18 protein-coding genes are annotated in these 24,630 nt (G+C 73.9%); 10 read left to right on the top strand and 8 right to left on the bottom strand.

Translation table 11 applies throughout. The annotated features are described in order from the left end of the window. Positions 1-33: 33 nt before the first annotated feature. The gene (locus tag AQI95_RS03725; RefSeq protein WP_067117274.1) at positions 34-585 is read left to right on the top strand and encodes a GNAT family N-acetyltransferase; all 552 of its coding nucleotides are present in this window, start codon (positions 34-36) and stop codon (positions 583-585) included. A gap of 40 nt (positions 586-625) precedes the next feature. On the opposite strand, the gene AQI95_RS03720 is transcribed toward AQI95_RS03725, so the two are convergent. Both AQI95_RS03720 and AQI95_RS03715 read right to left on the bottom strand, forming a co-directional pair. Next, positions 626-2,503, bottom strand: a complete 1,878-nt coding sequence (locus tag AQI95_RS03720; protein WP_067117272.1) for an acetoacetate decarboxylase family protein — start codon at positions 2,501-2,503, stop codon at positions 626-628. 179 nt (positions 2,504-2,682) lie between these two features. Then, complete coding sequence (locus tag AQI95_RS03715; RefSeq protein ID WP_067117269.1) at positions 2,683-3,141, bottom strand: flavodoxin family protein; 459 nt, start codon at positions 3,139-3,141, stop codon at positions 2,683-2,685. A gap of 103 nt (positions 3,142-3,244) precedes the next feature. Here AQI95_RS03715 and AQI95_RS03710 point away from each other — a divergent pair, with 103 nt between their 5' ends. Together AQI95_RS03710 and AQI95_RS03705 are read left to right on the top strand one after the other, a co-directional pair. After that, on the top strand, positions 3,245-4,255 hold the full coding sequence (locus AQI95_RS03710) for a GNAT family N-acetyltransferase (protein WP_244188610.1): 1,011 nt from the start codon (positions 3,245-3,247) through the stop codon (positions 4,253-4,255). A 92-nt stretch (positions 4,256-4,347) separates the two neighbouring features. After that, entirely contained in the window at positions 4,348-5,055 is a 708-nt protein-coding gene (locus AQI95_RS03705) for a lipoprotein (protein ID WP_067117266.1), read from the top strand. Here the strand turns inward: AQI95_RS03705 and AQI95_RS03700 are convergent. Further along, on the bottom strand, positions 5,049-7,046 hold the full coding sequence (locus AQI95_RS03700; protein WP_067118642.1) for a DUF1996 domain-containing protein: 1,998 nt from the start codon (positions 7,044-7,046) through the stop codon (positions 5,049-5,051). The two genes, AQI95_RS03705 and AQI95_RS03700, sit on opposite strands and share 7 nt — an antisense overlap. 385 nt (positions 7,047-7,431) lie before the next feature. Here AQI95_RS03700 and AQI95_RS03695 point away from each other — a divergent pair, with 385 nt between their 5' ends. Next, the gene (locus tag AQI95_RS03695; RefSeq protein ID WP_244188607.1) at positions 7,432-8,712 is read left to right on the top strand and encodes a C40 family peptidase; all 1,281 of its coding nucleotides are present in this window, start codon (positions 7,432-7,434) and stop codon (positions 8,710-8,712) included. A 48-nt stretch (positions 8,713-8,760) separates the two neighbouring features. Here AQI95_RS03695 and AQI95_RS03690 read toward each other — a convergent pair whose 3' ends face one another. Next, the gene (locus AQI95_RS03690; protein WP_244188606.1) at positions 8,761-9,819 is read right to left on the bottom strand and encodes an NAD-dependent epimerase/dehydratase family protein; all 1,059 of its coding nucleotides are present in this window, start codon (positions 9,817-9,819) and stop codon (positions 8,761-8,763) included. Between the two features lie 218 nt (positions 9,820-10,037). Here AQI95_RS03690 and AQI95_RS03685 point away from each other — a divergent pair, with 218 nt between their 5' ends. Continuing rightward, complete coding sequence (locus AQI95_RS03685) at positions 10,038-11,402, top strand: FAD-dependent oxidoreductase (RefSeq protein ID WP_067117261.1); 1,365 nt, start codon at positions 10,038-10,040, stop codon at positions 11,400-11,402. A 221-nt stretch (positions 11,403-11,623) separates the two neighbouring features. Here the strand turns inward: AQI95_RS03685 and AQI95_RS03680 are convergent, their stop codons facing one another. Both AQI95_RS03680 and AQI95_RS03675 read right to left on the bottom strand, forming a co-directional pair. Then, positions 11,624-12,625, bottom strand: a complete 1,002-nt coding sequence (locus AQI95_RS03680; protein WP_067117258.1) for a hypothetical protein — start codon at positions 12,623-12,625, stop codon at positions 11,624-11,626. Then, positions 12,622-13,011 carry a PadR family transcriptional regulator gene (locus tag AQI95_RS03675; RefSeq protein WP_067117255.1) on the bottom strand — a complete coding sequence of 130 codons (390 nt, stop codon included), beginning with the start codon at positions 13,009-13,011 and terminating at the stop codon, positions 12,622-12,624. Before AQI95_RS03675 ends, AQI95_RS03680 begins: the two co-directional genes overlap by 4 nt. 210 nt (positions 13,012-13,221) lie before the next feature. On the opposite strand from AQI95_RS03675, the gene AQI95_RS03670 reads away from it, so the two are divergent. Beyond that, on the top strand, positions 13,222-14,466 hold the full coding sequence (locus AQI95_RS03670) for a hypothetical protein (protein ID WP_079071033.1): 1,245 nt from the start codon (positions 13,222-13,224) through the stop codon (positions 14,464-14,466). 4 nt (positions 14,467-14,470) lie between these two features. Then, positions 14,471-14,758, top strand: a complete 288-nt coding sequence (locus AQI95_RS03665) for a DUF1232 domain-containing protein (protein ID WP_067117252.1) — start codon at positions 14,471-14,473, stop codon at positions 14,756-14,758. A 156-nt stretch (positions 14,759-14,914) separates the two neighbouring features. On the opposite strand, the gene AQI95_RS03660 is transcribed toward AQI95_RS03665, so the two are convergent. Further along, positions 14,915-16,477 carry a hypothetical protein gene (locus AQI95_RS03660; RefSeq protein ID WP_067117249.1) on the bottom strand — a complete coding sequence of 521 codons (1,563 nt, stop codon included), beginning with the start codon at positions 16,475-16,477 and terminating at the stop codon, positions 14,915-14,917. 386 nt (positions 16,478-16,863) lie between these two features. Between AQI95_RS03660 and AQI95_RS03655 the strand changes: the two genes are divergently transcribed. Together AQI95_RS03655 and AQI95_RS03650 are read left to right on the top strand one after the other, a co-directional pair. Then, the gene (locus AQI95_RS03655) at positions 16,864-19,374 is read left to right on the top strand and encodes a SpoIIE family protein phosphatase (RefSeq protein ID WP_067117246.1); all 2,511 of its coding nucleotides are present in this window, start codon (positions 16,864-16,866) and stop codon (positions 19,372-19,374) included. 83 nt (positions 19,375-19,457) lie between these two features. Next, positions 19,458-22,196 carry a SpoIIE family protein phosphatase gene (locus AQI95_RS03650; RefSeq protein WP_079071032.1) on the top strand — a complete coding sequence of 913 codons (2,739 nt, stop codon included), beginning with the start codon at positions 19,458-19,460 and terminating at the stop codon, positions 22,194-22,196. A 158-nt stretch (positions 22,197-22,354) separates the two neighbouring features. On the opposite strand, the gene AQI95_RS03645 is transcribed toward AQI95_RS03650, so the two are convergent. After that, positions 22,355-24,196 (bottom strand): glycoside hydrolase family 15 protein, encoded by a 1,842-nt coding sequence (locus AQI95_RS03645; protein WP_067117243.1) that lies wholly within the window; start codon positions 24,194-24,196, stop codon positions 22,355-22,357. A 147-nt stretch (positions 24,197-24,343) separates the two neighbouring features. Between AQI95_RS03645 and AQI95_RS03640 the strand changes: the two genes are divergently transcribed. Continuing rightward, entirely contained in the window at positions 24,344-24,550 is a 207-nt protein-coding gene (locus tag AQI95_RS03640; protein ID WP_067117240.1) for a hypothetical protein, read from the top strand. Positions 24,551-24,630: the final 80 nt, after the last annotated feature.

Below are 24,630 nucleotides of genomic sequence, written 5' to 3'. Positions count from 1 at the left end.
ATGCTGCGAAATGCCGCCCCGAAGGGAGTACTCATGGCCGACGTCCCGCGCACCCCCGACGAGCTGACGCTGCAGCCCCTCGGCTTCGAGCACCTGGCCGCCGTCCTCGATCTCGGCCACCGCGTGTACGACACGGACGCCATGCCCTACACCGGCTGGTCGCTGTCCGCCGTCGCCGAGCATCTGGACGCGCCGGACTCCGCCTGCCTCGTGATGCTCGACGGCGACCGGGTGGCCGGGTTCGTGCTCGGCTCGCCGTCCTTCGAGCAGCGCGCCGACTGGAGCTATCTCGAGTGGATCGCCGTCGACCCCGCCTATCAGGGGCGCGGGGTGGCCTCCCGGCTGGTGAAGGAGTGCTGTGCGCGGCTGGCGGCGGCCGGGGCGGTGTGCGTGGTCACGGACGTGGAGCGGCGCAACACCGCCTCCGCCGAGCTGATGCGCCGCAACGGCTTCGCGGAGGAGGCCACGGTCAGCCTCTTCGTACGGCCGCTCACCGAGGGCGCCGAGGGCGGCTCGGAGCGGGCCCGTGACGCCTCCGCACCGCGCCGCCACCTCACCCGGGCGGCGGCCGAACGGGTGCGCTGAGGCCCGCCGCGACACGGATGCCGGTCGAGGGGCAGGACCGTCAGCGCGGCAGGACGGCGCCGGCGCTGCGGTGGAGCATGAACCGGGGGCAGGCCAGCACGAACAGGGGCCGGGCCGCGTCGATGCCGAGCCGCCGCAGCTGTCCGGCGAGCGGTTCGGCCGCCGCGGTGCCCAGTCGCAGCCGGACACCGGTGCCGGGGTGCAGCCGCAGCCTGCCGCGGGCCCGGACGAGGGTGCGTACCGTGCTCTCGCCCCGGCGGCCGTAGAGGACCCAGTCGGCCTCCGGGCAGCGGATGCCCGGACCGAGCGGGCCCCGGACGGTGAGCCCGAGGTCCCGGGAGCGGACGTCGATCTCCCGGCCCGTCAGGTCCGCCTCGGCGGTCGTCCGCATCGCGGGCTGGCCCCAGATCTCCCGGGCGACCACCCGGGCCTCCTCGCTGGTCACGGCGACCGAGAGGACATGGCGGCCGGTGCGGCGCAGGTCGGCACGGCGCAGCAGGTCGGCGGCGAGGTCGTAGGGGCCGGGCCGCCACAGGTCGTCGACCAGGACGGACAGGGCGATCTCGGTGTACGGGCCGATCGTGGTGCGGCGGTGCTCGTGGAGCGAGAGCACGGCGAGGGCCCGCCCGCCCAGCCGGCTCGGGGTCAGCCACGGGACGTCCGGAAGCAGGCCGCGTGCCGTGTCGGCGCAGACGGGGAAGCACAGGTGGGCGGCGGAGGAGTCGGAGTAGCGCACCGGCACGTCGACCGGGCCGACCGTCGTCGCGATCGAGCCGGTCGGCAGGGTGAGGAACGGGTAGCCCTCGGGCGGGCGGGCGCGGTCCTTGAGCCGGTAGGCCTGGGTGCGCACGATCGGGCCCCGGTACGGCGTGAGCGCCGTGTCGACGGCTTCGCGGGCACCGGGGACGACGGTGCGCAGGTGCTCGATGTACTCGCGGAGCATCTGGCACAGCGGGACCGCGCGGGTGGGCCCGGCGTAGTCGACGTCGTACCGGTTCGGATGCGGCTCGCACGCGGAGGCCGCGTCCTGGCCGTCCTGGCCGGGCAGGACGTCGTACTGGTTGGTGATGCCGGCGATCCAGGTGCGCGGGTCGGCGGGCCTGCCGTGGCCGCCGCGGGAGCCGACGGCGACGACGTGCGTGACCCGGTAGGTGCGGCAGAACTCCTCGTCCTGGGCGAGGTTCAGCATCGCGAGCCCGCCCTCGCGGTGTCCGATCAGCGCGAGGTCGGCGCCGCGCGGGATGCCGTAGTCCTCCAGGGCGAGCAGCACGGAGCGGATGTAGGGCGAGTCGGCCGCCCTGTCCGCGCCGGGCCGAGTGCCGGCGAGGTACTGCGGGGAGTCGTTGCGGGGGCGGCCCGGTGCGATGCCGGGCGCCTGGACGACATAGCGGACGATCCCGTCGGGCCCGCGCACGTTCTGCACGAGGATCCGTCCGCCGGCGGACAGCACCTCGATGTTGCGCAGGAAACCGAGGAAGGAACCCGCGGTCGCGATGAACTGCTTCTCCTGGTCGACGAGTTCGACGGCTTCGGCCGCACCGTCGCCCCTCGCCCTGTGCCCGGGGTGGGGTGCGCGGATCCGGTGCGGCGGGCCGGCCGACGGCGCACGCCCCGCCATGAGGGTCCGGCCGGTCCCACCGCTCTCGGGACCCTCGTCCAACAGGACGCGGACGAGCCCGAGTTCGGCCATCGACCGAGCCGGCCCGGACAGGGCGCGCCGGGGTCCGCGGTCGCGGAGCAGCGCGCGCAGAGCCCCTGCGGCGGCCAGGCCGTGATCGGCGACGGCCGCCGTCAGCCGGCGCACGCGCCGCAGCATCGGCAGGCTCCCGTAGTCCTGGCGGCTGTCCCGGCCGGGAACCTGACCGGGGTCCCGGCCGTCCGGCGTGGGCCGTCCGGGTGCGTGGCCGTCCGCTCGCATCCGACGCTCCCTCGCTCTGTGACGTACGACGTACGACGAATGGGACGGGCCACGGGCCACGGCCACGCCGTCGGCACCCGGCCCCGTCCCATCGTCGGCCAGGGACACCGGGCCCGCACCTTCTTCCCTCCGGGCAGGGCGTGCGGCGCGGGGTGTGCGGTGGGACGTCGGCCCGTCGCTCAGACGCCGGGCATCAGACCCGCGGCGATCGTGGCCCCCAGCTCCCAGCACGCCTGTGTGTCGGCCTTGGCGGGCTCGCCGGTGACGGCCACCGCGTCGGCGGCGCGCCGCCAGCCGAGGCCCGTGGTGACGGCCTCGACGGCGCGGACGGCGCCGGTGACGTCATTGCCGCCGTGGACGTAGTAGCCGAAGGGCCGGCCCCGGGTCTCGTCCAGGCAGGGGTAGTAGATCTGGTCGAAGAAATGCTTGAGCGCGCCGGACATGTAGCCGAGGTTCGCCGGTGTGCCGAGCACATAGCCGTCGGCCTCCAGGACGTCGGACGCGGTCGCGGACAGGGCCGCCCGCCGCACGACGCGGACGCCTTCGATCTCCGGTGTGGTGGCTCCGGCGACGACGGCCTCCAACAGGGCCTGGCAGTTGGGCGACGGGGTGTGGTGGACGATCAGCAAGGTAGGCACACACCGCACCCTGCCGTGCGTCGGCGGCGCCTCGCAAACGGCGGGCGTGCCGGTCGGCGCGGCGGGGTAGACGCTGTGCACGGGAAGGACGGAAGGGGCTGCCGTGACCGGCGTGGGTGCGCGTACGACCGCTCTTCGTCCGCTGTGGCTGCCGGACGGCTACCGGTGCCGCTCGGTGTCCCTCGCCGATGTGGCCGCGATCCACCGGCTGGTCGCCTCCTGCGAACGCGAGCTGCACGGCCGCCCCACGACCGGCGCCGACCGGCTCGCCGCCGAGCTGTCCCTGCCCGGACTGCGGCCGGAGTCCGACACGCTGCTCGTGCGGGACGGCACGGGTGGACCGGTCGGCTACTGCTGGGTGCAGGGGCGACGGGCCAGGGTTCATGTGCACCCCGGCCACCAGGGGCGGGGACTCGGCAGCGGCCTGCTCGGCTGGGCCGAGGACCGGACCCGGCAGGCGGGCGGCGACCGGCTCGCGCAGACCGTCTCGGACACCGATCGCGCCGCGACCGCGCTCCTGCGGGCCGCCGGGTACTCCCGGCTGGTCACCGAGTGGCTGCTGGAGGTCGCGCTGCCGCACGGACCGCACGTGCCCGATCCGCCGGCGGGCATCACCGTACGCCCGTTCCGACCCGGCGACGAACAGGCTGCCCACCAGCTCACCGAGGACGCCTTCGACGAGTGGCAGCCGCGCCGGAAGACCTACGCGCAGTGGGCCCGGCGCACCGTCGAACGGCCCACGTTCGTGCCCGCGGCATCGCCGGTGGCCTTCGCCGGTGAACAGATGGTCGGGGCCGTGCTGTCGCTGGAGATCCCGGCCCACGGCGAGGAGGGCGCCGACGGGTACGCCGAGGCGGATGCCGACGGGTGCGCCGCGGAAGGCATCGAGGGGGACGCCGAAGGGTACGTCGCGCGGGTCGCGGTACGGCGCGACCACCGCGGGCGGGGCATCGCCCGCACGCTCCTGCTGCAGGCGTTCGACACCTTCCACCGCCGAGGCAGGCCCGCCTGCACGCTGTGGACGCACTCCGGCACCGGCGCGTTCGCGATGTACGAGCGTCTCGGCATGACGGTCCGGCGCAGTTCCACGCTCTACGGCAAGGCACTCGTGTGAGGCTGATCGGGCCCGCCCGCGCGGGACATGCCGTGCCGCGCTGTCGGTGCCCTCGGTTACAGTGGCGCCCCTGAACGGGAGGGGAGCCGGAAGTGCAGGTCAGGGTGGGTTCCGTACGGGGAAGAGCGGTCGTGGCGGTGGCGCTGGCTGCGGTGCTCGGCGGGTGCGTGGGATCGGCGGACGGTGACGAGGAGAAGGCCACCGGCTCGGCTGCGACCGCCGGGGGCAAGGGGGCCGGGAGGACGGCGACGCCGACGGTGCGCGGCGGCTCGATCGGGGCGGCCGGGTCGGGCTGTGAACTGCCCGTCCGTTTCGACATCGCCGAGCACTGGAAGGCCGAGGCGATCGACTCCGGGGCGGAGTCGTCGAAGGCGTCGAAGGGCTCCGACGGCGACCTGAGCGGGGCGCTCGCCGAGGCCCTCCTGCGCCAGGGGCCGGTCACCGCCGCGTGCGAGATCGACGCCCGGCCGGCGGGCCGCGTCGGCTTTCTGCGGGTGTGGACCGGCAAGCCGGGGAACGCCGACGCGGGCGGCGTGCTACGGCAGTTCGTCGCCGCGCAGGGTGGCGTCGGCAAGGAGCGGTACCACTCCGTCACGACGGGCGGCGGCCTGCGCGGCGTGGAGGTGGAGTACCTCTGCACCAGCGAACTCCTCGGCGAGTCCAAGCAGGAGACCGCCTTCGCGGTCAGCACGCCCGGCGGACCGGTCGTCGTGCACCTCGGCGGCATGGACACCGAGGAGCACGACGCCATGCGACCCGCGTACGAACTCGCCAAGCGGACGCTCCAGCTGCGTCAGTAGCGCAACCGCCTGGCCCTGACCAGCATGACCAGGCCCGACAGGGCGAGCAGGGTGCCGAGGGCCGCGGGCCACAGATGGGACCCGGTCTCCGCGAGCGCGCCCTGCGTGCCCTGGGGCTGGGCGGCGGCGGGCGGGACCTGTCCGGCGGCGGTGGCCGCGGCGGAGGCGGACGCGATGGTCTCGGCGGACCGGGTGGCCTGCGCGGGCCGGGTCGGCCGAGGTGCCTCGGCGGACGCCGCGGGTGAGGCCGACGCGGAGGGCCGGTCCTGCTGGGTGGCCGTGGGCTGCGCGTGGTCGCGCTCGGCGGCGTGGGTCTCCTTGGCCGGGTGGGCCTCCCGGGTGGCCCGGGGCTGCCCGCCGGTGTGCGACTGCCCGGTGGGCCGGGGCTGTTCACCGGTGCGGCCCGGTGTGGTCGTCGCGTCGGTCCTCGGTTCCGCACCGGGCGCGGAGGCCGAGGCGGACGTGTCGCCGCCGGGCTGCGCCGTCGTGCCGTCCCCGGGGGCGGCCGTCGGGCCCGAGCCCGAACCCGCCGTGGGCGTCGCCGTCGTACCGGAACCGCCGCCGTCGGGGCCGCAGCTGCGGCCGGAGTTGATGCAGTCGACCATCTCGCCCATCAGGTCCTCGTCGAAGACGTTGATGAAGTCGCCGTGGTCGGTGACCGGCTTGTGCAGCTGCTCCGGGAAGGAGTCGACCGCGAAGAGCGGGACCGTACGGCCGCCGTCTTGCAGGCTCGGCGCCCGGACGTCGTAGACGATCCGCTGCACCAGCTGGGGAATGGGGCGGAAGCCGGCCGGGCAGGAGCCGTCGAGACCGGTGAAGGCCACGTGGGTGCGGTGGTTGGCGCTGTCGATGTTGCGGCCGTCCCAGCAGCTCTGGAAGCGGAAGGTGCGCACCACGTCGCTGCCCTGCGGGCACAGCGGGTACTTGTCCTTCAGCTGCCGGTTCTCGTAACCGGTGCAGCTCCAGGACGCGTTGGCGTTGCCGGGTCCGTTGACGAAGGCCTTGGCGTCACCGGTGATGATGCGCAGCAGGCGCGGCATGGCGGTGACCTTGCCGCGCGGGTTGCCCTCGAACGTCAGCGTGACCTGCCGGGGCGTGACGATCCGGCCCGCGTTGCCCTCGGTGCCGCCACCCGGGGATCCGGCGTCGCGCTCCTGGGTGCCGTTCTGCAGGCGCAGCACCGGCCAGTAGTACGAGGACTTGTCTCCCTGGTCGGCACAGCTCGTCCCGGCCTTCGCCAGGTCGTCGTCACTGGCGAAGGCGTTGTTGCCCTGGTTTCCGACGTAGTCGTGAAAGTGATGGGCGCCGTTGGAGACACCGGGCGCGACGATGACGTTGTCCGAGTTGAACAGGCCGTTCGCGTTGACACCGCACTCGGAGGTGAAGCTGCCGCGCGAGGCGTCGGCCTGCTGGGGCGGGTTCGGCACGTCGGGCTGTGCGGAGGTGATGTCGGCGTAGTCGGAGACGACGGGTCCGTTGCCGCCCTGGCCGGCGCCGGTCTGCTGGGCGCCCTGGGTCGGGGTGGCGGGCACGGTGGCCGCGGCGGTGCCGGTGGCCTGGTCGCCGCCCCCCGCGCCGTCGTCGCCGGGGCGCAGTGTGCAGGCGGCCAAATCGTCGAGGCCCTGTGGGGGATCTCCGGCCCGGTCGATGGCGCCGGATATCCGCCCGATCGCCGCGGTCCGCTGCTCCTTCAGCGGGTTCATGATCGTGTCGTCGACGGAGCCGGAGTCCTGGCCGCCGGTCCGGTCCGCCTGCTGGAGCTGCCGGTAGGCCGTCGCCGTCTGCCGGTCCAGCAGGGCGAGTTCGCGGTCCACGTCGGGACGGGCCGCGTCCGGTACGGCGGTCAGCCGGCTGCCGACGTCGGGGCAGTCGATCGTCGCCATGCCCGCGGACAGGACGTGTCCGGTGCCGGTCGTGGCGGACCCGTCGCCCCAGCTCTCGGTCGCCGAGGCGTAGACGTTCGCCGCGACGAGGCCGCCCCCGCCCAGCATCAGGGCCATCGCTGCGAAGGTCGCGCGTCGTGCGCCGGTCGGGCGTCTGCGCCTGTTGCGTACCAAGGTCGTCCCCTGTAGGTGTGCGCCGGTCGTACGGGGGCTCCGGCCGGACATGGAGCGCCCCGGCCTCATACGGGCGGCGGTGCCGGCGTGTTCAACGGGTTCGCGAATTCACCCGGATCTCACAGGAAGGCGTGAGCCTCACCCGTTTCCCTTTCGAACACCATCGCGAACATCACAATTACGTATCGGACATTCCACGCCTCGACCTTCACACGAGGTACACACCTTGGCTAGGTTGACGCGAGGCCGCCCGGCGCTCGAAGGAGTCCGGACGAATCGGCCCAACTGCCCTTCGGGGCAAGGAAGGAGCGTGTCTTCCATGGCGCCGGAGAGCCGCGACGAGGTTGCCCAGCGGGACGAGGTCCGGCAGCGGATCGAGTCCCTCTACGACCGGGCCGAGAACGCGACCGGGAACTACAACGCGACCCGGGCCATGGCGTCGGCGGCGCGCTCGCGGCGCGCTGCGGCGACCGACCGGTCGGGGCGGCGCCGGGATCCCGCTGCGGACGAGGTCACCCGGACGTGGTTCGCCGCGGTACGGGCCGAGTTCGGCCCGACCGTGCCCGCCGTCCTGCCCGCCGACCGGCTCCCCGACCGCCCGGTGGCTCCGGGGCGTTCCCGGGAACGGATGGAAGGCGGCGCCCCGGACGGCGTGCGGAACGCCCTGGAGCCCGGCCGGTCCGCGCGACGGCCCGAGGCGCTGGAGCGGGCCGTCGACCGGGTGGTGGCCGAGCTGACGGCCGGCCGCGCGACGGACCCGGAGAGCCTCGCCCTGGCCGCACGCGGGAGCGGGCGCCCGGCGCTGCCCGGCCCTCGCCGCCCTGAACTACCCGGCGGATCAACGGATTCGGCCGACCTCGAGGCAGTGCGAGCGGCCGGTCTCGGCGCCGTCGAGACGGCCGTTCTGCCCGTGGCCGCGATCGCCGCCGCGCAGGACGCCCCGGTCCAGGAACCGAGAACGCTCCCCCGCACCACGGCGCCGGACCGCCCCTCCCCCGCCGTGTCCAAGGCGAACAACCAGCGCAAGCTGGCCGCCGCGAGCGATGTGATCTCCCGATACGCCGCCCGACTCGTCACGTCTGCCGCGGCCGTCCAGTCCACCCTCCTCACGACCGCGCCCACGGCCACGGACACCTGGGCCGCCCCCACGGTCCCCGTGACACCGGATCCGGCGGCCCACGCCCCCATGGCCTCCGTCACCGACACCGGCTCGCTCGCCCCGGTCGTCGAGTCGCCGGAAGTCGTACGCGTCGCCAAGGCCGTCGCGTTCGCGCGGGCGCAGCTCGGCAAGCCGTGCGTCTGGGGGGCGACCGGGCCGGACTCGTACGACTGCTCCAGCCTGACCCAGGCCGCCTGGAAGGCCGCCGGGGTCACCCTGCCCCGGGCGGCGCACCAGCAGGCGCTCGCCGGCACTCCGGTCGCCCTCGACGGGATCGAGCCCGGTGATCTCGTCCTCTTCTTCGACGACGACCGGCACGTGGGCCTCCACGTCGGCGGCGGCGTGATGGTGCACGCCCCCGGCCCGGGGTCGTCGATCCGGGAGGAGTCGATCTACGGCGCCGGGGAGTCGGCGATCCACCGCGTCGTCCGGCCGGCCTGACCGGCACGCGCACCGGGAGCGGGACCGGAACCGGAACCGGAACCGGGGTCAGTGTCGGGGCCGGCGTGCCCGGCGGCTCTCGTAGTGGTCCAGCAGGGTCTGCGCCAACGGGCGGTAGGTGAGCCCGAGTTCGCGCACACTGCGGCTGTTGTCGACCCGGAAGCGGATGCCCAGGTGCTTGCGGATGTAGTCCTGGGTGAGGCCGAAGGAGGGGCCGAGGATGCGCACCGGCCAGTGCGGGAGCCTGGTGCGCGGCAGCCGGAGGTCGAGAGGGTGGCGGGCGAGGATGATGCGGGCCATCTCGTGGAACGAGGTCATGGTCTCGGCGGCCACGATGTAGCGCCCTCGCGCCGCGGGGTGCTCGGCGGCGGCGATGTGCGCGTCGGCCACGTCGCGGACGTCCGCCGTGGTGAAGCTGAAGTCCGGGGCGCCGTAGCAGAAGCAGCCCTTGAACAGCTCCTCGAGCAGGAAGAGGCTGCCGGAGTCGGAGGCGGGCGTGAACGAGGGTCCGAGGATCAGTCCGGGGTTGACCGACACCATGCGCCAGCGGTCCTGCGCCGCCTCGGCGTCCCAGGCGGCGCGTTCCGCCAGCGTCTTGGCGTAGTGGTAGGGATTGTTCTCGGCGGTGCTCGTGGTGTTGACGTACCGCTCGGACAGCACCTGGCCGTCCATCGCGAGCACATCGGCGTAGTCGCCGAAGATCGCGCCGACGGTCGAGGTGAACACCAGCGTGTGGACGTCCGGGGTCCGTTCGAGCGATGCCAGTACGTTGCGGGTGCCCAGCAGCGCAGGGTCCACGACGTCCCGTCGGCCGTCCCCGATCCGCTCCGGCATCAGGAACGGCGAGGCCACATGGAAGACGACCGCGCAGCCGCGGAAGGCCGCGTCGAAGGTGCCGTCCCTCAGCAGGTCGGCCTCGAACAGCTCCAGCCGGCCGGGGAACGCTTCCTGCAGCTCCCACAGCGGCCGCGCCTTCGGCGGGTCGGCCCTGTTCCGTACAGTGGCATGGACCCGGTAGCCGCGTTCGAGCAGGCGTCGCACCAGATGGCTGCCGACGAAGCCGCTGCCGCCCGTCACCGCCACGGTCGTTCCCGCACGTCCGTCCACGCTCGCCCCCGCACCGTCCCGTCCGGCTCCCGCCTCCCGCACAGAACAGGGTCGGGCACCGGCAGCGACGGGGGAACACCCCCGACCATAAGAAGTCGCTGGGCAAGTCATAAGATCCCCTTATGAGGTCATAGACCGGACCCGCGTACCAACTTAGGTCTGCCTTAGTTTAGGCTTCCCGATCGAGTCGCCCATTCAGACGCGAAGGGAACCTGATCATGCCGCGCCCCCTGCGGGTAGCCATCGTCGGAGCCGGTCCCGCCGGGATCTACGCCGCCGACGCCCTGCTCAAGTCCGAGGTGGCCGCCGACCCCGGTGTGTCCATCGACCTCTTCGAGCGGATGCCCGCCCCGTTCGGCCTGATCCGTTACGGCGTCGCGCCGGACCATCCGCGCATCAAGGGCATCATCACCGCCCTGCACCAGGTGCTCGACAAGCCCCAGATCCGCCTCTTCGGCAACGTCGACTATCCGACCGACATCAGCCTGGACGACCTGCGCGCCTTCTACGACGCGGTGATCTTCTCCACCGGCGCGACGGCCGACCGCGAGCTGCCGATCCCCGGCATCGAGCTGGACGGCTCCTACGGCGCCGCCGACTTCGTCTCCTGGTACGACGGCCACCCGGACGTGCCGCGCACCTGGCCGCTGGAGGCCGAGAAGGTCGCCGTGCTCGGTGTCGGCAACGTCGCCCTCGACGTGGCCCGCATCCTCGCCAAGACCGCGGACGAACTGCTGCCGACCGAGATCCCGCCGAACGTCCACGACGGTCTGAAGGCCAACAAGGCCAGGGAGATCCACGTCTTCGGCCGCCGTGGCCCCGCCCAGGCGAAGTTCAGCCCGATGGAGCTGCGCGAGCTGGACCACTCGCCGAACATCGAGGTCGTCGTCGACCCCGAGGACATCGACTACGACGGCGGCTCGATCGAGACCCGACGCGGGAACAAGCAGGCCGACATGGTCGCCAAGACCCTGGAGAACTGGGCCATCCGCGATGTCGGCGACCGGCCGCACAAGCTGTTCCTGCACTTCTTCGAGTCCCCCGCGGAGATCCTCGGCGAGGACGGCGAGGTCGTCGGCCTGCGCACCGAGCGCACGGCCCTCGACGGCACCGGCAACGTCAAGGGCACCGGCGAGTTCAAGGACTGGGACGTCACCGCGGTCTACCGCGCCGTCGGCTACCTCTCCGAGAAGCTGCCCAAGCTGCCCTGGGACATCGACTCGGGCACGGTCCCGGACGAGGGCGGCCGGGTCGTCGAGGAGGGCGGCACGCATCTGCAGTCCACGTACGTCACCGGCTGGATCCGGCGCGGCCCCGTCGGTCTGATCGGCCACACCAAGGGCGACGCCAACGAGACCGTCGCCAACCTGCTGGACGACCACGCGAACGGCAGGCTGCACACCCCGGCCTCGCCCGCCCCGGAGGCCGTGGACGCCTTCCTCGCCGAGCGCGAGGTCCGCTTCACCACCTGGGAGGGCTGGTACAAGCTGGACGCCGCCGAGCGGGCGCTGGGCGAGCCGCAGGGCCGCGAGCGCGTGAAGCTCGTGGAGCGCGAGGACATGCTGCGCGAGAGCGGAGCGTGAGGACGCGGGTCCCGTAGGGCCCGTACGAGGGGCCGGCGCCACTGCGCCGGCCCCTCGTCCCGTTCCGGCCGGCCCCCGTCCCTTCCAGGCCGTGGCTGCCGTCCCCTCCAGGCCGTGGCTGCCGCCGCCCGCGCGGCCGGGCGAGTCGCAGCCTTTCCAGGCCGGGCCGGGCCGGAGCCAGGGCACGGCCCGGAAGGACTCGCCGGCGCCCCGGGAACGGCTCAGCGCGCCGCGAGTTCGCGGCGGCCGGCCACTGCCAGGACCGCGGTCAGCAGGGCGAGTGCGCCTGCCTGGGCGAGACCGCCTGCGATGTAGGCGGCGGCTCCGGGCACCCGGAGCCATGGGTAGAGGGCCGCGACACGCACGGCCAGGAGGAGCAGGCCGAGCACGGCGAGGGCGAGGGCGCCGCCGGGTACGCCCCGGTCCGTGCGCCGGACACTCCACAGGAGCAGGCCGAGGGCGCCGACGACGAAGCAGTTGACGGGCCCCCACACCAGGTCGGAGACGGCGGGCAGCAGCACCAGGGAGGCCCCCGTCACCACGCACGTCGCCATGAAGACCAGACCGGGGGTGCCGGCGGGCAGCCGGGCCGGGGGTGCGTCACGGTGGTGGGCGGTGCACAGCGCGAGGGCCGGCAGCCAGGCGAGGAGCGCCAGCATCGTGACGAACGCCGGCTCCGGGAGGGGCGTCGCGTCCGTCACCGAGCGCAGCAGCGGCCACAGGCTGGGCAGCGCGGCCGCCAGGACGCCGAGCCGGGCGAGGCGGGGACGGTCGCGCAGGAGGGCGAAGTAGGCGACCGCCCAGCCGAGCGGCAGGACCCACTGGGCGACGGCGACCGTCCCGGCGAGCACACCGTGGTCGGTGAACTCCGACAGGAACAACCGCCGCTGCGCACCGCCTCGGGTGAACGACCAGGTCAGCCGAAGCACCGGTGCGACGACGGCGGAGGCCGCCAGGAGCAGCACCGCGGCCAGCGCGAAGAGACGGGTGACGGAACCGAGGACGACGTAGGGTCGGGGCGCCCCGGCGGCGCCGAGGCGGCTGCGCACCGCCAGGGCGGCGATGCTCACGACCTCGCCGAGCGTGGGCCGGCTCTGGTCCTGTGTGTCGCGGTCGAGGTCCTCCAGGTACGTCTCGACCATCTCCTCCTCCCGTTCGCGCCGGTAGTAGGCGGGGAGCAGGCGCAGGACGGTGCGGTAGCGGGTCTCCAGCAGCGTGGTCATGCGAAGCCTCCCGCGAGTCCGGGTGCGGTGGGGGGTTCGAGCCCGGCCGGGTCCTGCGCGGCGGGGCGGGCGGCGGCACGGCGGCCCTCCGCGATGCGCCGCCTGGCGGCCCCGGCGCCGGCGGCCATCCGCTCGGCCTCCGCATCCAGGGCCGCCACGCCGTCGTCGGTGAGCCGGTAGTAGCGCCGCAGTCTGCCCTGCTGGACCTCTTCCCGGTCCAGCACGATCAAGCCGTCCGCGGTGAGCCGGTCCAGCACGCCGTACAGCGTGCCGACCCGCAAGTGGACCTCGCCGCCGGACAGTTCCTCCGTCTCGCGCAGGATGCCGTATCCGTGCCGAGGCTGGTCTGCGAGCGCCGTGAGGACGAAGAACGCCGCCCGGGTCATGCTCTTCGCTGTCATGCGGCCAGGATATATCGAGCGCCGATATATATCGAGAGGGGGCGGCCCATCCCTGTGCGCTGGGCGCATGGCGCGCGTCCCTTGCGCGGGGGCGCCCGGCGGCCGCGACGCGCCGCCGGGCGCCCCCGGACCACGGGCCACCCGGCCGAGCGGTGATACTGGAAGGCGCACCCGCCTCCATCAGCAGATTGGCTCATGTCGAACTCCGCCGGCGACCGCGCCACCATCCCGCAGACCCTCTGGACGGCCCACGGCCGCCACACCGGTCCCGATCCCGAGGAGGTCGTCCGCCGCACCCTCCGTCGGCACAAGGAGAGCGGCGACATCGACGACTTCGCCGAACCCGCCGTGCCCGAGGACTCGGCCCTGCGGGTCTTCGAGGCGCGCTGGCGGGCCGGCGGCACGGTCACCGTGCGGGCCCGGCTCACCCTCGTACCCTGCGAGGGCCGACGGCAGGGGCACGAATGGCGGCTCGTCGCCGAGGCGGAGCGCCCCTGGGACGAGGCCTGGCCGTCGCCCGCGACGCTGTTCTGGCCCGAGGGCGGCACCGGCGACGACGGCTCCTGGGACCACCACGCCACGGTCACCGGGCTGCGCTTCCGGCAGGTCAACGCGCTGCCCGCGGACGACAAGGAGATGCGGCGCCGACTTCGGGACGCGGCCCGCGAGGCGTGGAGCGTGAACGTCGTCGTGCACGAGGCGATGACCCCGGACGAGCAGGGCCGGCTGCCGCTGGCCCGGCTGCTGCCGCCGGGTCTCAGGCACCGCGTGGTGGAGCACCGTGCCGCGCCGCACCAGTTCCGCGCCGTCAACTGGGCGCTGAAGGCCCTCGATTGCGAGGTGCCGCGCGGCGGCGCGGTGCTGCTGCCGCCGGACCCTGCTCCGCAGGGCTACGACAGCCGGGAGCACAGCGTACGCAGCGTCTTCCTGGACGGTTCCGAGCCGACCGAACTCGTCGCCGCCGTGCGCCGCTTCGCCGCCCTGCCACGGCCGATGCCCCGGGAGGTCGAGGAGGCGCTGACCGACCTGCGGGACAACTGGACCCTGATGACCCCGCAGGAGGAGTTGGAGCGCGAACGGCAGCGGGTCGCCATGTACGCCGAGGCGCTGGAGTCGATGACCAGGTCACGGGACCTGTACAAGGAGGCCGCCGAGCAGGCCCTGGAGGCCCTCGCCGCCTACCGTGACGTCCCGGCGCCCGCGCTGCCGCAGCAGCGGCCCGAGTCCCGGACGCCGGGTGCGCTGCAGCAGCTGACCCGGACGTTCGAGCGGCTGCGGTTCAAGGGCCAGCGACAGCCGGACCCGGCACCAGCACCAGCACCAGCACCAGCACCAGCACCAGCACCAGCACCACAGGATCCCGCCGAGGCCTCGGCGACCGGGCGCGCGGCGGAGAGCGGCGGCCAGGAGACCGCCGACGGCACCGACCGGCCCGCGTAGCGCCATGGACACCACCACGACCGTGCTGGTGATCGGCGCCGTCGTCGCGGCGGGGCTGCTCGCCGTCGCCATCGGCCTGCTGGTGCGGCTGGTGCGGGCCCGCCGCACACTGCTGCGGGCCGGGCTGCCGACGGGCCCGCGCTGGGTGTTCTGGGGCGCGGTGGCCTATCTGCTGCTCCCCACCGACCTGCTGCCCGATCCCGTCTACCTGGACGACATCGGCGTCCTGCTGCTCGCGCTGCGCAGCCTGCGCGCCGCCCGCCCGCTGCCGCCGGGCCCGACCGAGTCCTGAGCGACGGAGGACTCTGCACGCTCCGGGTGCACCGGTTCGCCCGAGACGCGTTCGCCATGGTGGCCGCCCGGGAGGACGGCCACCAGGTACTGCGTCCGGTGGACGCCGGGAGCGCGGTGCCGCAGCCTGCGGATCCGGCGCGCCCGGCGGCCCGGGTCAGCCCGCGCCCTCGCGGCGGGCGTCGCGCGTGAACAAGGCGCCCAGCAGCACCGTCAGGGCCATGAGCGCGGCGGCTGCCGCCGCCGTGGCGGCGAGCCACGGCGGGGCGAGGGTCGCGTCCCACAGCCGGTGCGCGTCCGGCAGGCCGAACCGCCCGCCGAGCAGCTGCCCGACACCGAGCGCCGCCGTGACGCCGAACGCGGCGGTCGCCGCGACGAGCCGGGCCGGTGCCGTCCGGACGGGCAGTACGAAGGCCAGGAGCCCGCACAGGCCCGCGGCGAGGACGGTGCCCGCGAGGACGCCGTGGGACGCTCCGGCCCATTGGCGCGGGGCGTGGGCCGCGCCGCACAGCAGGACCAGCAGCGCGGCGCCACGGGTACCCCACAGGAGAGCCGCGGCCCTGCGGCCGTCCCGGTTCCGGTCGTCGACCGAACAGGCCCTCGCCAGCCGGTCCTTCACGAACCTGTCCTTCACCGACCGCTGCTTCGGGGGATGTCGCTCAGCGGCTCGCTCCTTGACCGGCGACCGCTCCTTCGCGGAGCGATCCTCCGTCCGCCCTTCCTCGGTCCGCTCTTCCTCGACTCGTCCTGCCTCCGTCGGCCCTTCCTCCTTGCGTGCCTCCTCCTTCCGGCGGTCCTCGTTCCGAAGGTCTTCGTTCTGATGCCCTTCGGCGCGCTCGGCCGTCCCACCGGTGGTCGCCGCGGCCCAGGCGTCGAACGCGGACACGGTCTGCGTGGTCAGCGGTACGGCGTCCGGCGGGCAGGCGGACGCCGCGTCGGCGCCCGAGGGGACGGCCGTCGGCAGGTCGGCGGACGGCGGGTCGGACAGCGGGGTTCCCGGGGCCTCGCGCACCGTGCGGTCCGCGGCCAGCCGGCCGATCAGCTCGTGGAGTTCCTCCACCGGCCGGCTGACGGCCACGGCCCGCACCGCGGCCTGCCCGCAGTACGGTCCCACCGACGTGCTGTGCAGCAACTGCATCAACCGGCTCACGTCGTCCAGCGGACGGCGCTCGGCGGCGATCCGGATCGCCTCGTCGGCGCTGGCGGTGTCCCGGGGCGACTCGGTCAGCAGAGTCACGAGCCGGGCGAGGTCCTCCACGGACCGGTCGACGCCGACCGCGTGCAGCGCGTCGGCCGTCGTCCGCGCGTGCTCGGGGGAGCCCTCCAGCAACGTGATGAGCCGGACGACGTCTTCGACCGTACGGTGGGCGACGGCGGCCTGGACCAGACCGGGCAAGGGATCGCCGTACGGGAGAGCACCGTCCGGCGGGACACCGTCGTGCGGGACACCTTCGTGCGGGGCATCGCCGAGCGGAGCGTCATCGGCCGGAGCGACGTCGGAGACCGCCTGATCGACCTCGTCGGGCGCCTCAGCGACCTCGTCGATGGCCAGGGGGACTTCGGGCCGGCCCATGTGGGGGGCGTCGGTGAACGGCTTCACGTGCAGCGACGGCCACATGACGAGGTGGGGGTACAGACTGGCGGCGCCGGTGGGGAGCGGCGCGGAGGATATGGAGGATATGAACGCGTCGTCGGGACGGGGGGTGGGAGATCGTGTCATCTCGCCTCCAGACGAAGGATGCGGCCGTGTGTGCGCCCCTGGCTCCAGCCGCGGCATTACGCACCATTACTAGGATCCGGTCGGTGGGCCCGCCACTCGGGTGCGACGGCGTACCAGGAGGTCGGGTGCCCCCCGAGGGCCGGGCAGGACGTCTGCGGCCGCACGGCACGCACCCGCCCCGTGCGCGCGCCTCGCGCATGGGCCGTGGGAGCGGATAGGCCAAGTGAGTGTCCTCCCCCGGCCCGGCGGACACCTCAGCCCGACGGCACCCGCTCCTGCGGACGGATTCCGTCCTTCCGCCTCTTCTCCCAGGTGCGGCACACGGTGCTCCTGGCGCATTCTTGCTGTGTCATCCACCCGAAGGCGCACGGGACGAGGTAGGGGCGATGACTGGGAGTGGTGGCGAGCAGCCGGTCCGTACGCGGGCCCGGCTCGCCACGCTGCTGGCGGACACGTCGACCGGCGCGCTCGGTGCGGCCGGGGGCCGCGTGGCCGGTGTCTATCTGCGGTCCGGCACCCCGGGCCTGCTGCGTCTCGCGGTGCTCGCGGGTCTGCCCGGTCCGCTGTTCCAGCCCTGGTGGCGGCTGCACGTCGGCCGTCCGTTCCCGGTCGCCGACGCCTACCGCCTCGGCGTACGGGTGGTGCTGGCGAACGCCACCGAGACGGTGCGCCGGTATCCGCAGTTCGCCGCGGGCCTGCCCTTCCCGTTCGGGTCGGTGCATGTGCCGGTGCCTGGCGGGAGCGAGCCGCTCGGGGTGCTCACGGTGCTGCGCCCGGCGGTGGCCGACTCCGTGGACGAGGTGCTGGACATGGAGCTGCTCGCGCGGCTGGCCGACGGTCTGGGTGCCGAGCTGCTGAGGCTGGCCGACGGGGACGCGAGCGCGGTCGTCTGGGACGCCGAGCCGCTGTGCGTCCGGCCGCCCGCGTGGCGGCCCGCCCGCGCGGCCGTGGCGCGCTTCGGCTGGGATCCGGTGACCTGTGCGGTGCGCGCGGACGAGCGCCTGTACCCCCTTCTCGGCCTGTGTCCCGGCGAGTTCGCGGGGACGGACACGGCGCTCGCGGACGCCCTGGCCCCGGACGACGCGGACCGGATCCTCGCCGCGCTGCGCGACACCGCCGCCGGGAGACCGCCTGCCGAGCCGCTGGCCCTGCGGGCCCGGGACGGCGCGCCACGGCTGCTGGACCTGTGGCAGGTCACGGAGGACCCGGGCGCGACGCGGGTCGGCGGGATGGTGTTCGACCCCGGTCCCGCCGTGTGCGCGGACGGCGCGGCCGACCTGCTGCCGCAGGGCGTGCTGTGCCTGGACCGGCTGGGACTGGTCGTGTACGTCAACCGGACCGCGGCCCGGCTCGCCGGCCGGACGCGGGAGTGGCTGATCGGGCGGACACTGTGGGAGGCGCTGCCGTGGCTGACCGGTCCGCCGTGCGACGACCATCTGCGCGGCGCCCTGCTGACCCCGGATCCGGTGCACTTCCATGTGCGCCGACCGGCCTGCGCCGGCGACGAGCCCGGGGCGGGCGACTGGCTCGCGGTGTCGGTGCATCCCGGCGAGGACCTGCTGACCTGCACGCTCGTGCCGACCAGCCGCGTGGGCACGCCGGTGGAGCCGGTGGCCGAGGAGCACGTCCCGCAGGACGCGGTGCCGGGCGACCACGCGCTGGCGCCGCTGTACCGGCCGATCGCCCTCGCGATCGCGCTGACCGACGCGGTGACCGCCCGGCAGGTGTCGGCGGTGATCATGCAGGAGCTGCTGCCCGCGTTCGGCGGTCGGCGCCTGGCCATCTACCTGCTCCAGGAGCGGCATCTGTATCTCGCCTGGGAGACCGGCTTCCCGCAGGGGTTCCTCGCCCCGTTCGAGGGCGTCGGCCTGGACGCGCGGCTGCCGGGCGTGGAGTGCCTGACCACGGGGCGGCCGCTGTTCTTCGAGTCGATGCAGCAGCTGCCGGCCGACTATCCGGGCATCGCGCTGGACGCCGACGAGGGGGCTCGGGCCTTTCTGCCGCTGATCGCCTCCGGGCGGCCGGTCGGTTCGTGCATCCTGGGCTTCGACCGCCCGCGCGGCTTCAGCACCGAGGAACGTACGGTCCTCACCGCACTCGCCGGGCTCATCGCGCACGCCATGGAGCGTGCGCAGCGCTACGACAGCGAGGCGGCGCTCGCGCGCGGACTGCAGCAGGCCCTGCTGCCCCGCAGGCTGTCGGCACATCCGCTGGTGGAGACCGCGGGCCGGTATCTGCCGGGCACGCAGGGCATGGACGTGGGCGGCGACTGGTACGACGTGGTGGAGGCGGGCGACGGGCTCGCCCTGGTGATCGGCGACGTCCAGGGGCACGGGGTGCAGGCGGCGGCCACCATGGGGCAACTGCGCAGTGCGGTGCGCGCGTTCGCGCTGAGCGACCGGCCGCCGGACGAGGTGATGAGCGGTACCAACCATCTGCTGATCGACCTCGACCCCGGTCAGTTCGCCAGCTGCTGCTATCTGCGGCTGGACCCCGCGACGGGGCGTGCCCGGATCGCCCGGGCCGGGCATCCGCCGCCGCTGCTGCGCTCCCCCGACGGGCGGACCCGGGTGGTGGACGTGCCGGGCGGTGTGGTCCTCGGGGTGGATCCGTACGCCCGGTACCCGGTGACCGAGCTGCTGCTGGAACCGGACGCGATCCTCGCCCTGTACACGGACGGGCTGGTGGAGCGGCCGGGCACGGACATCGACGACGGCATCACCGCGCTGCGGCGGGCGCTCGCCGGGGCCGGGGCCTTCGCCGGGCCGCCGGGCGGGCGGTCGCTGGCCGAGGTCGCCGACCGGCTCACGGGAGGCGCCCGGCATGCCACCGACCGCCCCGACGACGTGGCGCTGCTGCTCGCCGCCCGCCGTTCTGCTCCCGTGTGCCGCCCATGACCGGATCACGCCGCTCCGATCGGCGGCCGCCGCCTCGGGTGACGGTCTCGCCTCAGGGAGCCGGGCAGTGTAGACATGGGCACATGGTGCGACTGCCCGGCCGGTCTGCGACACGGCCGCCCCGTCCCGTCGGGGATCTGCGCGCATCACGGGCCCTGCGGCCTGAGGGTGCGGGCCGAGGCCGGGGCAGGGCCGGAGCCCTGTGGTCGGCGGTCACCGGGCGCAGCGTCGCCGGCCAGGTGTTCCTGCTCCAGGTGGTGATCGTGCTGCTGCTGGTCGTCTCGGCGGTGGTGGCGCAGGTGCTGCAGGTGCAGCACGACACCGACCGGGAGGCGCAGAACCGTTCCCTCGCCGTCGCCGAGTCGTTCGCGCACGCGCCGGGTACGGCGGCCGCGCTGCGTACCTCGGACCCCACCGCCGTGCTGCAGCCCCGTGCGGAAGCGGTCCGCAAGGCGACCGGGGTGGACTTCGTCGTCGTCATGAACACCGACGGCATCCGCTACACACACCCCAAACCGGACCGGATCGGCAAGAAGTTCGTCGGCACCATCGGCCCGGCGCTGGCCGGCGGAACGGTCACCGAGCACGTCAACGGCACGATCGGACCGCTGGTGCAGGTCGTGGTGCCGGTGAAGGACGCGGCCGGCACGGTGGTGGGCCTGGTGGCGGCCGGGATCACCACGGCACATGTGGGCGGGGCGGCCGACCAGCAGCTGCCGCTGCTGCTCGCGGCGGCAGCGGCGGCGCTCGTGCTGGCCACCGCGGGCACGGCCCTGGTCAGCAGACGGCTGCTGCGGCAGACGCACGGCCTCGGACCGCACGAGATGACCCGGATGTACGAGCACCACGACGCGGTGCTGCACGCGGTCCGCGAGGGTGTGCTGATCGTCGGTGACGACGGGCGGCTGCTGCTCGCCAACGACGAGGCGCACCGGCTGCTGGACCTGCCCGCCGACGCCGAGCGGCGCAGCGTGCTGGAGCTGGGCCTGGACGAGGAGACGGCGGCGCTGCTGGCCTCGGGCCGGGTGGCCACGGACGAGGTGCATCTGGTCAAGGACCGGCTGCTGGCGATCAACCAGCGGCCCACCGATCTGCGCGGCGGCCCGGCCGGCAGCGTCACCACGCTGCGCGACTCCACGGAGCTGCGCGCCCTGTCGGGCCGTGCGGAGGTGGCGCGCGAGCGGCTGAACATGCTGTACGACGCCGGGGTGGGCATCGGCACCAGCCTGGATGTGAGCCGTACCGCCGAGGAGCTGGCCGAGCTTGCGGTGCCCCGGTTCGCGGACTTCGCGACGGTGGATCTGTTCGACGCCGTGCTGCACGGCGAGGAGCCGAAGCCCGGCACCGCGCTGCGCCGCGCCGCCTGCTCCGGCATCCGCGAGGACTCCCCGCTGTACCCGGTCGGCGAGCGGATCCGGTTCGTGGCGACATCGCCGCAGGCGCGCAGTCTGACCACCGGGCAGTCGGTCCTGGTGCCCCGGTTGCGGGAGGCGCCGGGCTGGCGCGCACAGGACGTGGAGCGCACCGGCAAGGTTCTGAGGTACGGCATCCATTCGCTGATCACCGTGCCGCTGAGGGCGGGCAGCCTGGTGCTGGGGGTGGCGAACTTCTGGCGTTCGCAGAAGCCGCAGCCGTTCGACGCCGAGGAGCTGGCCCTGGCCGAGGAGCTGGTCGCGCGGGCCGCGGTGTCCATCGACAACGCCCGCCGGTACACGCGCGAGCACAGCATGGCGGTCACCCTGCAGCGCAGTCTGCTGCCGCGCACGCTGCCCGAGCAGGGCGCGCTGGAGATCGCCTACCGCTATCTGCCGGCCCAGGCCGGGGTGGGCGGCGACTGGTTCGACGTCCTGCCGCTGTCGGGTGCCAGAGTGGCGCTGGTGGTGGGGGACGTGGTGGGGCACGGGCTGCACGCGGCGGCCACCATGGGCCGGCTGCGCACGGCGGTGCACAACTTCTCCTCGCTGGACCTGCCGCCGGATGAACTCCTCGGTCTGCTGGACGAGTTGGTCGGCCGCATCGACCAGGACGAGACGTCCGCGGACGGCGCCGCGGCGATCAGCGGCGCGACCTGCCTGTACGCCGTCTACGACCCGGTCTCGCGGCGGTGCACGCTGGCCCGGGCCGGCCATCCGCCGCCCGCGGTGGTGCACCCCGACGGCCGGGTGGAGTTCCCGGAGGTGCCGGCGGGGCCGCCGCTGGGGCTGGGCGGGCTGCCGTTCGAGACGGCCGAGCTGGAGCTGGCGGAGGGCAGCCGGCTGGTGCTGTACACCGACGGGCTGGTGGAGGACCGTCAGCGGGACATAGACGTGGGGCTCGGCCTGCTGCGCGACGCCCTGAGCGGCGCGCCGGACGCCTCGCCGGAGGAGACCTGCCGCGCGGTGCTGGACCGGCTGCCGGCCCGGCCGGACGACGACGTCGCGCTGATCGTCGCCCGCACCCGGGTGCTGGGCGCCGACCGGGTCGCGCAGTGGCAGGTGCCGTCCGAACCGGCGGCGGTGTCCCAGGTGCGGTCCGCGGTGACCCGGCAGCTGTCCGACTGGGGTCTGGAGGAGCTGGTCTTCACGACGGAGCTGATCCTGAGCGAGCTGGTCACCAACGCCATCCGCTACGGGCGCGGCCCGATCGCCGTACGGCTGCTGCGCGACCGCACGCTGATCTGCGAGGTCTTCGACCGCAGCACGACCTCGCCGCATCTGCGGTACGCGGCGAGCACCGACGAGGGCGGCCGGGGGCTGTTCCTGGTCGCGCAGATGGCCGAGCACTGGGGCACCCGGTACACCCCCGACGGCAAGGTCATCTGGGCGGAGCAGCCGCTGCCGTAGCCCGCCGGGAAGGGTGTGCGGGAATTGCGTTGAGGACGACACGGACTTCGCCGCGTTCGCCGGGGCGGTCGGGGGCACCTGGCTGCGCGGTGGCCGGGCGCGGGTGCGGTCGGCCGGGCCCGTGCCGAGTTCCCGGTTCGCCTGAGCGCGGGGGCGGGTCAGCCGAGGGCGCGGTCCAGGTTGAACGCGGCGCTGATCAGGGCGAGATGAGTGAACGCCTGCGGGAAGTTGCCCTGTTGCTCGCCGGTGCGGCCGATCTCCTCGGCGTACAGGCCGAGGTGGTTGGCGTAGGTGAGCATCTTCTCGAAGGCCAGTCGGGCCTCGTCGAGCCGGCCGGCTCGCACCAGGGCCTCGACGTACCAGAAGGAGCAGATGGAGAAGGTGCCCTCGTCGCCGCGGAGTCCGTCGGGGCTGGACTGCGGGTCGTAGCGGTAGACGAGGGAGTCGGAGACCAGGTCCTCGGCGAGGGCGTCCAGGGTCGACAGCCACTTGGGGTCGGTGGGGGCGATGAACTTGGCGAGCGGCATCATCAGCAGCGAGGCGTCCAGGACGTCGCCGCCCTCGTACTGCACGAAGGCGCCGCGCCGCTCAGACCAGCCGCGGTCCATGATCCGCCGGTAGATCGCGTCGCGGGCCTGCCGCCAGCGCGGCAGGTCGGCGGGCAGCCCGCGCCGGTTGGCGAGCCGGATGCCCCGTTCGATGGCGACCCAGCACATCAGCCGTGAGTAGGTGAAGTTCCGGCGGCCGCCGCGGGTCTCCCACACGCCCTCGTCCGGCTGGTCCCAGTGCAGGCACACCCAGTCGACCAGCTTGCACACGTCGTCCCACTGGCCGCTGGAGATCGGCTGGGCCCATTTGTCGTAGAGGTAGATCGAGTCGATCAGGGCGCCGTATATGTCCAGCTGGAGCTGGTCGGCGGCGGCGTTGCCGACCCGGACCGGGGCGGAGCCTAGATGGCCCTCCAGATGCGGCAGGACGCGTTCGGGCAGATCGGTGCGGCCGTCGATGCCGTACATGATCTGCAGCGGCGGGGTGCCGTCGGCGCCGTCGCAGGGGCTGACATGCGTGGTGAGGAAGCGCATGAACGCCTCGGCCTCGCCGGGGAAGCCGAGCCGCAGCAGCGCGTAGACGGCGAAGGCGGCGTCACGCACCCACACATAGCGGTAGTCCCAGTTGCGCTCGCCGCCGAGCTGCTCGGGCAGGCTGGTGGTCGGGGCGGCGACGATGGCGCCGGTGGGGGCGTACGTGAGCAGCTTCAGGGTGAGCGCGGAGCGGTGCACCATCTCGCGCCAGCGGCCCCGGTAGCGGGACTGGTGCAGCCAGCGCCGCCAGTAGGCGACGGTGGCGTTGAACTCGTGCTCGGCCTCGGCGTGCGGGCAGCAGCGGGGAGCCACCTCGTCGCCGACCTGGTCGAGGGCGAACACCGCGGTCTCGCCCTCGCCGAGCTTGAAGTCGGCGCGCGCGTCCCGGGCGTCGCACTCCAGGACGACCGTGGAGGTCAGCGCCAGAGACTGCACGGCGGACTCGAACACGAGGGTGCCGTCGACGGTGCGCAGGGTGTGCGGTGCGGCGCCGTAGTCGAACCTCGGGGCGACCAGCACCCGGAAGGGAACGGTGCCGCGGACGCAGACCACGCGCCGGATCAGCCGGTGCCGTCCCGCGTCGCCCGCGCCGTCGGAGGTGACCGGCATGAAGTCCTGCACCTCGCCGACGCCGTCCTCGGTGAAGAACCGGGTGATCAGTACGTTGGTGTCGGGGAAGTAGAACTGCTTGGTGCGGGCGGGTACGGCGGCGGAGAGCTCGAAGCTGCCGCCGCGCTCTGCGTCGAGAACGGCAGCGAAGACGCTGGGTGCGTCGAAGGACGGACAGCAGTACCAGTCGATCGTGCCGTTCGTGCCGACCAGGGCCACACTGCGCAGGTCGCCGATGAGCCCGTGCTCTGCGATCGGCAGATAGCGGGGGCTGGGGCGGACTGCCTCGGGAAACGGGGTCTCGGCCATCGGCGGCCTCCCGGTGCGGAGTGCGAGATGCCATCCAGCTTAGGGCGCCTGGAGATGCAGGGTGCGTCGATGCGGGCAATGGTGAGAGTGTGCGCCGTTCGGCGGCACCGGCACGGATGCGGTCATCCGGACCGAGGAGGAGGCATCATGTCGACCACCACACCCGATGAGTCCAGGTCGTCCGACGACCACTGCACCCCGGACGCCCTGCTCCACTCCGCTCCCGCGCGGGATGTCACCGCTGAGGACTATCTGATGGCGGCGGGCAGGGACGTCACACCGAAGAACCTCGACTGGGCACGCCGCAAGATGGAGAAGGACGGCCCGACAGCCATCGAGCGGCTGATGCCGTAGGGCGTTCCGGGGAGACCAGGGCCCTTTCGAAGGGGCCGGGCAGCCGGTGCCGGCCCCGCGACCCCGGCACGATCCGGAAG

The sequence above is a fragment of the Streptomyces yokosukanensis genome (assembly GCF_001514035.1).
Classification (GTDB): Bacteria; Actinomycetota; Actinomycetes; order Streptomycetales; family Streptomycetaceae; genus Streptomyces; species Streptomyces yokosukanensis.
Note: the sequence above shows the minus strand (reverse complement) of the source record. Positions and strands in the feature narration are given on the sequence as shown.